A 12109-nucleotide genomic window follows, 5' to 3' on the forward strand; every position below is an offset into this window, starting at 1 on the left:
TAAAACTTATAAACTAAATTTAAACTAAATTAGTTTATAAGTTTTGAGAGTCGTCAGCATCCTGAAGGTTGGTCATAAAAAGCAAGGTTTCCTTGATTTTGCTATACACCCACTTCCCACTCCTTACCATGACTAGAGAATTTACCCCTCTCATAAATACTCCCTTTGGGGTGCATCTCTTCCTTCAAGTCAGTGAGATGAGCACGTACTGCCATGTATTCACCTTGAATTGCTATGAGGATAACCGCACAAGACATAGGTTGAACCTGTTAGTTGAATTAATTTACTTTATTGTAGCTATTTTTTTTAGCTGTGTGCTCTTAAATTATCATATTTACCAACATTAAAAAATTCTCTAACGGCAATTTAAATGATTAGCATTTAACTAATTATAGTATAATTTAAAGTATAAATTAACAAACTAACTTAAGCAACAACGAAAGGGCTATGGACGACCAACAGATACTCCAAGTGTTTATGCTCGAATACGAAAAATTGAAAGAAGAGCAAGCCCAGCGTATTGGCTTCCGAGACCAGATGATTTATATAACCCTAGGAATCTTTGGTGGTATTCTCTCCTTCGCCCTCTCCAATAAGACTAATTCCTATGCCCTTCTAGTAATTCCTTGGGTTTGTCTAATTCTAGGATGGACTTACTTAGTCAATGATGAAAAGATTTCCGCCATTGGCAAGTATCTTCGCTTAACTCTAACTGAAAAAATCAAAGCCCAGACCGGCCATACCGACCTTGAGTCTATCTTTGGCTGGGAAATCGCTCATAGAAGCGATCGACGCCGAGAGAGACGAAAAATAGAGCAATTAATTATTGACGAAATCACCTTTGTTTGCTCAGGTTTACTCGCCTTATTTACCTTCTGGTTTTCCGGAACTAATCTCCCCTGGATAGTTCATATCCTCTGCGCTATTGAGCTTATCCTATTGCTAATCTTAGGCATAGAAATTATAATTTATGCTGACTTAGCTAAAGGTCGATAGGGGGTCGGGAATCGGGAGTCGGGAGTCGAGAGTCGGGAGTGTGGGAATTTCCTGTAGGGTGGGCAGTGCATCAGACAGATCCCAAACCTTGCCATCCGGTTGCTAGCCACTGCCCACCATCGGATCAATCATAATGGTGCCACAGATGTAGGGTGTGCAGTGCATCAGACAGATCCCAAACCTTGCCATCCGGTTGCTAGGAACTGCCCACCATAGGATTAATCATAATGGTGCCACAGCTCAGTTAAAGGAGATTTATAACCCAGATTTACTAATCAAAAAAAAGTAGATACTGCATCAATACAATCTCTACCGAATCTGATAGTATTGGCCACAAATTAAGGCAAAAGGCAATAGGCAATAGGCAATAGGCAAAGGGGTTTAAAGTAATCATCTCCCCATCTTATTAAGGGAGGGGGGATCTCTACTCCCTACTCCCTACTCCCTACTCCCTACTCCCTACTCCCTACTCCCTACTCCCTTTTCCCTACACAGTCACCGAAGGTTTACTGCTGACATTTTCCACTAAATTGTCAGCAATCCCAGTCTCAGGAAATGCGCGCTTAATCACATAGGATTCTAACAGTGTGCGGAGCCAACTTGGACACCAGCGACGCTGACAGAACTCCAATAACTTTCTCTCGAAACTCCCCTCTTGAGTTGACCACTTAGCCGGGAGTTGACGATTCTCAATCACCCACTTCCAAATCGACCACATTGAAGGATCATCTTTCCCCAAATTCCACTTTTTGACTTGACGATTGAACACATCTCGTACAGACTGTTCATTCCATTTAAATACATAAAATGGCACATCATCCTGGTCAAACCGAGTGATCTGTCGAGGATTGAGGAAAGTGATTCTAGATTTTGGTTCCAGGAAAATTGTCTCGCCTAAATCCGTTGCCTGCATACATAAATCAGTATGACTCGCCAAGCTATCAAAGACTTCATCCAGTTCAATAGACTTGATCAGAGAATGACGAGCTAGGATACAATGAAACTCTACAGAATCTACTGGGGTACGATCTAAATCCTGCTCAACATCCCGTAATGGAGTACCATAGAGCAACTGCTTTTGCTCAAACCACTTTTTACCATGCTTTCTTTGGTGAAACTTGGTTTTAATCCCAGCAACATGTACCTCAATATCAGGGGAGCCTGGTTGCCCTTGTAAAATTAGGGGAGCAACGATACCAGCTTGCTCTTGTTCAGCACACTCAACCAAACCTTTTAACCAACCAGGCTCTACAATCACATCATTGTCAATAAAAACAATGTAATCCGCATCCTTAACAAACGGTAGAGCTATGTTACGAGCAACATTGGATCTCAAATAGCGTCCGCGATGGATCAAACTCATGAATTCGTGTTTATCTGCCTGCTGTTGCAGATACTCATGCACTGGGGATGGACCGTTGCCATCTACATAGATTAGCTCAAACGGATAAGAGGAATAATCAGCAATAATACTGTCTAGGGAAGGCTTTGTTAAACTAAACCGCTCCCTCTGAGTCACGATTAATGTTACCTTAGATAAACCCATAAGCTGATAGATTAACCACGTTATGATTTGGTTCAATTCTATCAGTTACAAACAAAAAAAGCCCACTACTTTAGTATTACTGAATCAAGAAATTCTGGATAATTATAGCCGTTCTTATCGTAATTCTGACTCCCCATCTCCCCATCTCCCCATCTCCCCATCTCCCCATCTCCCCATCTCCCCACACCTCCCACACTTCCCACACTTCCCTCTCTTTCCCGACTCCCTAAAACCTCTGACTCCCCATCTCCCCATCTCCCCATCTCCCCATCTCCCCACACCTCCCACACTTCCCACACTTCCCTCTCTTTCCCTACTTCCTACTCCCTACTCCACTAGTAACTTTATGCTGATCAGCTGGGGTTTGAGCCACAGGGGTATCTACCGCTGAATACCCCCTGCCACTATCCACAGGAACAGGGGGTTGTAGCTGCTTGATATCGTTGATAACTGCTCCCAACAGTACCTCGTTTTCCTCTAACTCTTCGATCACCTGAGATAAAATACTTCCCTGGGTATAGCCTGGTCGAGTAACTAACACAATCCCATCAGTAAATGGTTGTAGTAATAGGGCATCATTACAACGGGACAGACTAGGGGAATCAACCACAACAAAATCAAAGCGACCACGAGCATCTTCCAGCAAATGCTTCATTTCACTCGATTCTAGGATCCCTGCAGCTTTGCGCAAGGGACCGAGACTAGGGAGAATCGAGAGATTTTCAAAATCTTGGGCTAAATGAATACATTCACTCTTAGAGCCATAGAAGCGCAAAGGTTCCAGTGGAGTGTCCATCAGGTGAATCACTTCTTGAGATTGAGCTACAGAATGCGATCGCAAATCCCCTTCTACCAACAGAGTACGCATACCGGCTTGGGCAGATGCGATCGCTAAATTGTAAGCCACGATCGTCTTTCCTTCATTCGCTGCTGTACTAGTCACCAACACCACTTTTACCGCAGGTTCCTCCCGCAGACGAAGATTAGTGCGAAACCGTTCGTAGAACTCTAACTCCAAAGCCTCTGGTCGGGTGATTATAGCAACTTCACCCCGGTAGGACTTGAGACCGATTGTCGGTAAATCCCCCAGTAATGGCACACCATTGTCCCGAAGTATGGGCTTAACATCCTCTGGCGTGTATAAGGTATTATCCAGGGTTGATAGCAGCAGAATCACACCAGCACCCACTACAATACCGATTACACCACCTATTGCCAAGGTAACGATCGGATTACTTGCTGTCTGGGTCATTATTGCTTTCGGTTCTGCAATTCCAGCGATCGCAAGACTACTCTCAGTCTCCGCCTCTGCTATTTTGCTATCTGCTAATGCTACCTGCAACTTATTGTAAAATTCCTGCTTAAAAGCAACTTGCTGAGCCAGTCGCCCTCGCTCCAGCTGCTTATTGGGCAGCTGCTGATATTGCTGTCTTAGTTCCTGTTCCGTTTTTTGGGTAGCTGCCAACTGCCGTTGAAGTGATTCCCGCTGGGTTTGCAGAGCTACCAACTGATTAGCCAGTGCCTGCCGTGCTGGGTCCAGGGTACTGTCTTGGCGGATTTGACTGGGCAATGGAGAGGTAAACCCATTACCACCGAGAACTTCAGCCCCACGTGCCTGAAGTAAGGTCTCATAAGTCTGTTGCTGTTTGCGCAACTCAATCATAGTTGGATGTTGCGGACGCAACTGCCCCTTTAGCAGTTCCATCTGTGTCTCAGTATCCAGAATCTGAGCTCGCAGACTAGCAATGATCGGGTCAGCACTGAGGGCAGAAGACGTATAGGCTTGGTCAGGGGTCAAACCTAGCCGTTCGATTAGGCTAGAATATTGAGCCTCAACCCCCTCTAGCTGTATCTCCAGACTACGTTGTTGCTGTTGGCTACCAGTAATCCCACCCACTAAGGTGCCATCTTTAGCAGCAAATAAAGCTGGTCCTTGTAGGCGGTCATACTGTTCCAGTTTTTGTTCCGCTTCCCTTAGTTCCGCCTCCGCCTTAGGTAAACGTTCTTCTATCACTTCAATAATCCGTCTTAGTTGTGATGTGTTGATAAAACGGCTCTGTTCCACCATTTTCTTCATCAGCATGTCAACGATGGCTGCAGAAATTTCCTTATTCTTATCCCTATAGATTACCGAAATAAATTGTGCTCCTTCTTTTGGCAATTTCACCTGTGTATTTTTAACAATGTCTTTGGAGCTGACTTGCATCCCAGCTGCTACTTCCTTAACCACATTGTCTGCCAGCAGCGTTCCCTGTGTCAGCAATTGTTTACCTTGTTCTGAAATCTCTACCCCTGTCTGGGAAAATACCTTAACAGGAGTGGTATATATCAAACGACCTTCAGCTCGATAAATAGGAGCTGGCGTTGGCTGTATAGCCACAATCCCCGATATGCCAGTAATCAGGAAAAACGTGGCAAAGCCGATTAACTTATGCTGATTGAGAGCAATCAGGTAACGTGTGACAAAAGGGGGAGTCATAAGTAATTTTCGCTATTGTTAAGGCAGCAGTAAGCTTACCCCCGGCTGAAGCACGGGGGCTTTCGCCCAGACTTCAGAACGTTGGTTTTCAGTAGCCCTAGCATACTTGACGCGCCTAGACTCCAAATTAATCGAATCCAAGGGTCAACCGCCGAACCTCCAGGCTGGCTTACTCTACGAATGCGAGGGATTGCTCGCATTCGTAGCTTCTACAACCGAGTCAATTCTCGGACAGCCCCAATACTTCGTTTTGCGCATCACTCGCCGACACTGACTTACTGGCCTAGCCGTTACTCTGAAGTTAAGAGTGCCTTTGCCTATTTCAGTCTTCTTTAATTATAGTTGACGGCTAAAAGCGCGCTATTACGCTTCCTCCCCGCTTTAAAAAGACGGGGATTCCGCGTTTTTTGATTTTTGTGATCGAAAAATCCTGTAGCCTATTCCTATTTTTACCGCTGAGTCAACAGGGACTCGGAGCACCAGTTACAAACCGAGACAGGTACTGGAGTTTTCTGTCCATTCATTAAGGTATCCGGAGATTTTTGTGCTGTCGATGGAAAAGCTAACCCACCAGGGGAGAGCTTCCATCGATTTCTGCTCCCGTCATACCCCAACCTTATCAAAACAGTTCTGGTATTTCCTCAAAAAACCTCCGGAATCCCAGAAAATCGTTGAAGGGTCGAGTCACTACACTCAGAGCGGCAGAAATCTTAGCAATAAGACTTCGACCCACCACGATCACATCTTCATCTTGAAGTGGTACGTTTTGGGAAACATCACCCTTTAGTAGCTTTTCCCCGTCTAGTTTTTGAGTCACCGCTTTGCCCTGTTCTGGATCAAAACGAATTAAGGCAATGCTATCCAAATCAGCATCATCTGGGTTAGGAGAAATTGCTGTTAAGGCATCAATAAACGTACTACCATTAGCTAATGTCAAGTTGCCAATTGTGCCATTAGGATAGCTCAACACTCGAACGCTGATTTGTTGTTGAGCTAGATTAGAACGAGCTACCAGCTGCCTATCATAATCGGTAGTATTACCCACCTCCAACTTTCGCACAATAATAGCATCCCCATCCCGGAGGTTCAATTCCGATGGAGTTGTCCCATTTTGCAGCGGTGTCAGCAAGTCAATTTCTCGCTCAATGATGGAATTATTCACCACCGACTTACGACGAATCAAAATAGTCCGCAAATCAGCAATCGTAGTCGTACCACCCGCAGCAGTAAGGGCTTGATTCGGTTGAGTTCCTGCTGGGAGGGGGTAATAGCCTGGTCGAAACACCTCACCACTCACCGTAATCTGAACAGCCGGTGTACTCAGTAGGCTCACAACTACTTCAGGATCAATCACAAATTCATTTAAGACCTTTTGAATTAAATCTTGAGCCGCCTCTAGAGTAAGTCCCACCACTCGTAGCTTACCGAACAGCGGTACCACAATATTTCCGTCAGAATCAATAGCACTTTGAAAAGCCAGATTCGGAAAGTTTGTCACACTCACTGCGATTACATCTTCTCGCCCTAGGTAGTGGCGATTAAATTCATCAGATGGACTCACCTGTGACAGAGTCTCTGGGTAGCCCAAAGGAGGTAACATTTCCTCCAACTGTTCCAGTCGATTCTCCTCTGAGACGGGTTCAGGGTTGCTCAACGGTGGTGGCGGTGGCAACGTTTCCGTTACCTCTATGGTCTCAGGGGTGGTCTCAGGGGTGGTCTCAGAGCTTTCCTGTTCAGTCGTTTCCCTTTCCCCTGATTCAACTGTTTCCGTTGTTTCCGGTTCAATGGAACTAAACGTAGGCAACTGAGCGCGATCGCTAATCCCATCCCCAAGATTTGGAACCGATGTCGGTAAATTTCCGACATGCTTAGCCAAACCAGGGCTAACCCAGACTCCAGAACTAACCAGCCAGAATAAGACGGTACCCCCAAAGAAAGATAAATTCAGAACTTGGTTGCCAAACCTGTGGGTGTCAGTTGTCATTTTCCAATGGTCACGTATCATCTCAAGCCTGAAATCTCAAGTCTGAAGTGGGAAGTAGAAAGTCTGAAGTGGCAAGTCTGAAGTGGCAAGTCTGAAGTGGCAAGTCTGAGGTTTAACTTCTAGTTGTGGATAAACTTTTTAGTCAACCCTAAGTGTTCCAGCAATAAACCCATTTCATCCTTGATCCTTGAGCCTTCATCTTTGAGCCTTCATTCTTCATCCTTCATCCTTGAGCCTTGATCTTTGATTGTTGATCCTTCATACTTTGTATACTACTAGCTTCCTCCGCAAAAGGATCGCTCATCAAAGCAGTTTGAACCATTTTACTGAGAGATTCGGCTATTGGCCTAGAATTTTCAATATCACCCAAAGGTTCTATGGGAATTTGGATATTTACCGCAACCCAAGGCACCCGTTTGCGGTGTAACTGAGCCAGTTGATCAGCCCAGAACCAACGGCTAGGAGCAGGATTACCACCCTCTGGCCAGGCATACCATTGTACTATAGCGAAGGTTTGCCGCTGATTCCAGGCACGAAAGAAACGGGCGTTAACAACGGTTTTGGGGTGGCTTTTGGGGTGGGTTGTGATGGTCGGATCAGCCTGGGTCTTCCCCTCAACATCAGATCCGTTGACCACAAACTTGATATGGCGATAAGAATCCGTCTTCCATTGTCCCAATCGTTGTCTCATAAATCCGCTAATATCTTCCCATTCCACCTGTGGCTGGGATTTAGGACCATTTTGGGGAAGCAAAAATAACCACACTGGTTTTTGCTGATCCTGCTCTATGAACTGCAAAGACCATTTATGGCCGCCAATCCTGATGGTTTGTTGCTTAACAGTTTGCCAGTCAGATAGTTCTATTCCCGTCTTGCGGATAGCTTTTATCTTTTGGAGGTTAGTCACTGGTGGCAGTTTTGCCCAAGGCCAGTTTCCTGTCCAGTAACCCGGTACTGCTCCCATTATTACCAAGACTAACAGCAACACCAGTAAGACTCCCCTGGAGATTTGCCAGGGCTGGATTAACTTAATTAAACTTACTGATTTCATCATTCTCTAGCCTTTCTCAGACTTATGAGGTACCTTCAAGTTTCTTACCCCTGCTCCCTACTCCCTATTCCCTACTCCCTAAAATCCAGGAGTTTTTATCTCACCCCATTGAGAACTGCTATATAACGTTTAATCTTGATGGTTAGCCAAGGGAGTCAAGTTAGGGTCTGAGGGGAAGTATTTTTCAATGAACTTCATTAATAGAACCAGCATCACTAACATCATCGCTGAATACAGGTCGCCGCCCCAGCTTTCATGGAGCCAATGAAATGCCTGATCTTGCCCACTGCCATGGAAAAAGGTCAGCACAGTATTGCGGACAATATTAGCACTAACACTTATAATCACCGCACCGGATAGCAGCCAAATAGTCTTTAGGCGTGACTCAATAGCACCACTCCAGTAAAGCAACATCAAACTCACATACAGGCAAGTAAATAACATCTTAAGACCAGCACAGTGGGGCGCTACCTCCACAATTCGTTCACTTACGAACAAGTTAATCCCTTCTAGTGTGACATCTATGCCAAACTGAGTCAGAATAAAGGCAGCCATGGCAGCAATAAAGCGTTGTAGGGGCAAGATATAAGGTTCAATTAAATAGGGAACTGCTGTTGGAGTTGCCAAAACCACCAGCAGCAGGGGAAAACTTTGCAGCTTAAAGCCAGGAATCCCTTTTAACCATAGGCAAAGACCAGCTAAAACTATGGGAAAGGATAAATTTACCAGTTCTGATTGACCGCTAAGATAGCTTACTGCTCCAATTATCAGTAACACTACACCAAAGGGATGGGCTGTATCAGTCAGCTTATGCCACCGTCGTCGGTTCGTCCAAACAATATGGGCAGCAAACGGTAGCCCAATCAAACCATGGCTAAAGTATTCATGGGTAATGCTGATACTTTTGTTGAGCCAGCCATTATACCAATGCATCAGCACAGGACCATAAATAATGACTAGTAAAGCGATGATACAACCGTCCAGTAGATAGCGATCAATGGCAATAGGAATTTTGCGTCCAATTTGCATAGTTTAATGATTAATAACTAATGGCTCAAGCACGCCTAATAAATTAGCTAACCCATCAACAACCTGCTCAATCTGCTCCTTGCTCAAGTTGGGATAAATTGGTAGAGATAAAATCTCATTGCACAGAGCTTCGGCATGGGGAAAGTCACCGGCTTGATATCCCAAGTACTTGTAAGCTGGCTGGAGATGGCAAGGAATTGGATAATGAATACCAGTTTGAATTCCCACTGAGGCCAGAGCATCCTGGATGGTCTGTCGGTTAAAGGGACATTGTTTACCTACCCGAATCACATAAAGGTGGTAGACATGACCTGGCCCGCTGTGGTTTTCTATGGGCACAATCCCTTGACCTTCCAAAGCCTTGAGTAAATTGTCGTACTGCCCAGCTGCCCAGTAGCGTGACTGGTTCCACTCAGTCAAATAAGGCAGTTTGACATTGAGGATAGCAGCTTGTAACGTATCTAAACGGCTATTTTTGCCGATGTCGGTATGAAAATATTTACGAGGTGCTCCGTAATTACGAAGCGATCGCACTTTTTCTGCCACCGTAGCATCATTAGTGATTACCATGCCACCGTTACCAAAGGCACCCAAGTTTTTACTGGGGTAGAAACTAAATGCTGCCGCCTTGCCCACAGAACCAGCATAATAACCCTCTCGCTTTGCTAAGTGAGCTTGTGCTGCGTCTTCAAAAATCAGTAAGTTGTGGGCATCAGCAAATGCGATTAACTCACTCGGGGATACCATCTGACCGTAAAGATGCACAGGGACAATTGCCTTGGTTTTCTCTGTAATTGCTTGTTTGGCAGTATTGAGATCAATTAGGGCAGTACGGGGGTTACAATCCACCAAAATTGGCGTAGCACCAGCAGCTATGATCCCCATCACTGTAGCGATAAAGGTGTTAGCAGGACAAATCACTTCATCCCCAGCACTAATGCCACAGGCTTGTAATCCGAGTGCGATCGCATCGGTCCCAGATCCCACTCCGATACCGTATTCGACACCACAAGCAGCCGCAAATGCTGTCTCAAAATTCATCAAGGCTTTACCAAGAACAAAATCTCCCTGCTGCACTACAGCTTGAATTGCCTGGTCTAGCTCAGTTTGAATAGGTCGGTGTTGTTGAGCTAGTGAAACGAAAGGAACTTTGACCGGAACTTGGTAACTCATCTATTTGTATAGGAATTGATAGTACACTGTATCGGTATTAACAGCACAGATTCACATCATTCTTCTCTTCTTGAATGTATGTTGAATCTAGATGAGTTAACACACTATAACTGTCAAGATTTGGTAAAGTTTTAGCCACTGGTAGGAGTGAGGAATTGGGGCTTTGACCATAGCAGAAGTTCACTGACTCTCGGAAAATGGTATATATAGCGCTACGCTTAGCGTCAGAAGTCAGAAGTCAGAAGTCAGAAGTAAGCGATTACTTACGTTTCGGAGTTTAGGAATGTCAAACATCTGAATGCGTAGTGCTATAAATAAAGCGATCAGCCAATCAGGTCTAAGCTTAAGAGTTTTGTTTGTCCGCCATTGTCCCATCCCCGGTTTACCCATCCCTACCGTTCTTGATTACAATTACAGCGTTCCCAAAACCATCGCGGCATCACACATCATCACCAAAAACCATCAAACATCTTACCCAAAAGTGGGCTTTTCCTTTACTTTAGGGGTAATTGGGTAAGATTTTAGGGTTCTGAATTCCTCTGGTTTACCAAACTTAGTACTGAAGGAATGCTGAGTACGGAGTGTGGTGAGTATCCCCTGCGGTAACGTTGGACTAAGCACCGTGCTGTTGCGATCGCTTATTTTTGTAAGCCTTACTGGGTCTTATCTCCCCCTTTTCTTTACCATTTATTCACAAATTTATTCACAAAGTCTTTACTGATTTTTTATTTTGGGCTAACCACTTAAGTCAAGATAGTTAGGAGAGCCCTTTCCTTGATAGCCTGATTCCAAATCCAGGTTTATAACCCCCTGTCAGCCATGCAAAGCGCGAGTGGGGGTTTCCATGCCAGTTGCTCATGGGGGTTCCCCCCAAGACCGCATTGGCTCCCCAAGACCACGCTGCATCGCTTTGCTGAAGTTTGGAGGTAATTCGGCAACACTGTTAATTTTCAAACACCGTTAGAGCAGGGCAAAAGCCTTCAAAGAATCCGTGCTCATTTTTTCCTCAACAGCTTATAAATTCTATAGCTGATTAATCCAGTATTATTTACCAAAACTAGCTCCTAGCTAGGTAAGGATTTCCGATTTCCCTATAGAGTGTTATAATAAGTCTATATTTTCACATTTACTTCACACAATCTTTAAAATTATATAATTGAAAATTAATAGCTGTTTCTGATAAGCTTTCCGTTAGTTCCTTTAGAAAAACAGGTAGTTGGGCATGGTAACATAGCTCGACTCAATTTTTGCCTATGGTCTTATATAGTTTCCATTTGATTTGTGAACAAAGCACCCTCTTGAAATAAGACTTTCAGCTAGTTTTCCGTTCACAACTCATTTATAACTATATATAAAATATATACCCTTATAATATAGCGATGCATCGCTAGGAAAACATCAACACTTAAAAAAGTATCTAAAATAACAGCAGGAGTGCCATTTATGAATCTATTTACATCGTTTATGTATCTGCCTACGAATCTAGTGGTCAGTGCAGTTAATCCCTTAAAGTATCCAGAGAGTAATTTATTTAAATAAATATTGGCTTCATTGTTTTTTATTTAGCGCAAATTTCCATCGTTATGGAATGGTATTTTGACCAAAGTTATCATCAATAATAAAGAAGGTAGCATATCAAGTATTTATATTATAAAATTGACGATGGCTAAGATGGGAGCAGGAGTCCAACCAGTGAGTCTGATAGTTTTGATACCTATATGAATAGAACCAATAAAAGGGAATGATCAGCAGGAGCTATCCTAAGCCTGAGGATTAATTATTGCCTGCTAAAGAAGGTCATAATAATTTAGTTTTTCTGTCTGTATTCTTAGAGATAAGAGCGCCTAAGCG

General features: G+C 44.1%; 12 protein-coding genes. 1 reads left to right on the forward strand and 11 read right to left on the reverse strand.

Annotation, left to right across the window (positions count from 1 at the left end):
- Nucleotides 1-101: 101 nt before the first annotated feature.
- On the reverse strand, nucleotides 102-257 hold the full coding sequence (locus tag F6J94_RS20755; RefSeq protein ID WP_293030026.1) for a hypothetical protein: 156 nt from the start codon (nucleotides 255-257) through the stop codon (nucleotides 102-104).
- A 190-nt stretch (nucleotides 258-447) separates the two neighbouring features.
- On the opposite strand from F6J94_RS20755, the gene F6J94_RS20760 reads away from it, so the two are divergent.
- Complete coding sequence (locus F6J94_RS20760; protein ID WP_293043833.1) at nucleotides 448-996, forward strand: hypothetical protein; 549 nt, start codon at nucleotides 448-450, stop codon at nucleotides 994-996.
- Here the strand turns inward: F6J94_RS20760 and F6J94_RS20765 are convergent.
- From F6J94_RS20765 to F6J94_RS20810, 10 genes are all read right to left on the reverse strand, one after another.
- Complete coding sequence (locus F6J94_RS20765; protein WP_293043835.1) at nucleotides 969-1124, reverse strand: hypothetical protein; 156 nt, start codon at nucleotides 1122-1124, stop codon at nucleotides 969-971. The genes F6J94_RS20760 and F6J94_RS20765 overlap by 28 nt on opposite strands.
- A 143-nt stretch (nucleotides 1125-1267) precedes the next feature.
- Entirely contained in the window at nucleotides 1268-1390 is a 123-nt protein-coding gene (locus F6J94_RS20770) for a hypothetical protein (RefSeq protein ID WP_293026682.1), read from the reverse strand.
- Between the two features lie 93 nt (nucleotides 1391-1483).
- Nucleotides 1484-2515: a glycosyltransferase gene (locus F6J94_RS20775; protein WP_293043837.1), complete on the reverse strand. Its 1032-nt coding sequence runs from the start codon at nucleotides 2513-2515 to the stop codon at nucleotides 1484-1486.
- Nucleotides 2516-2607: 92 nt separating this feature from the next.
- A complete protein-coding gene (locus F6J94_RS20780; RefSeq protein ID WP_293043839.1) occupies nucleotides 2608-2841 on the reverse strand; it encodes a hypothetical protein in 234 nt (77 codons plus the stop codon).
- 14 nt (nucleotides 2842-2855) lie between these two features.
- Nucleotides 2856-5021: a tyrosine-protein kinase domain-containing protein gene (locus F6J94_RS20785; protein ID WP_293043841.1), complete on the reverse strand. Its 2166-nt coding sequence runs from the start codon at nucleotides 5019-5021 to the stop codon at nucleotides 2856-2858.
- Between the two features lie 619 nt (nucleotides 5022-5640).
- On the reverse strand, nucleotides 5641-7005 hold the full coding sequence (locus F6J94_RS20790; RefSeq protein ID WP_293043843.1) for a polysaccharide biosynthesis/export family protein: 1365 nt from the start codon (nucleotides 7003-7005) through the stop codon (nucleotides 5641-5643).
- Between the two features lie 223 nt (nucleotides 7006-7228).
- On the reverse strand, nucleotides 7229-8059 hold the full coding sequence (locus tag F6J94_RS20795; RefSeq protein WP_293043845.1) for a cyanoexosortase B system-associated protein: 831 nt from the start codon (nucleotides 8057-8059) through the stop codon (nucleotides 7229-7231).
- A 126-nt stretch (nucleotides 8060-8185) separates the two neighbouring features.
- On the reverse strand, nucleotides 8186-9085 hold the full coding sequence (crtB, locus tag F6J94_RS20800) for a cyanoexosortase B (RefSeq protein WP_293043847.1): 900 nt from the start codon (nucleotides 9083-9085) through the stop codon (nucleotides 8186-8188).
- Nucleotides 9086-9088: 3 nt separating this feature from the next.
- The gene (locus tag F6J94_RS20805; protein ID WP_293043849.1) at nucleotides 9089-10258 is read right to left on the reverse strand and encodes a DegT/DnrJ/EryC1/StrS aminotransferase family protein; all 1170 of its coding nucleotides are present in this window, start codon (nucleotides 10256-10258) and stop codon (nucleotides 9089-9091) included.
- 231 nt (nucleotides 10259-10489) lie between these two features.
- Complete coding sequence (locus F6J94_RS20810) at nucleotides 10490-10648, reverse strand: hypothetical protein (RefSeq protein ID WP_158069656.1); 159 nt, start codon at nucleotides 10646-10648, stop codon at nucleotides 10490-10492.
- Between the last annotated feature and the right edge of the window lie 1461 nt (nucleotides 10649-12109).

This window comes from Moorena sp. SIO1F2, from assembly GCF_010672755.1.
Classification (GTDB): domain Bacteria; phylum Cyanobacteriota; class Cyanobacteriia; order Cyanobacteriales; family Coleofasciculaceae; genus Moorena.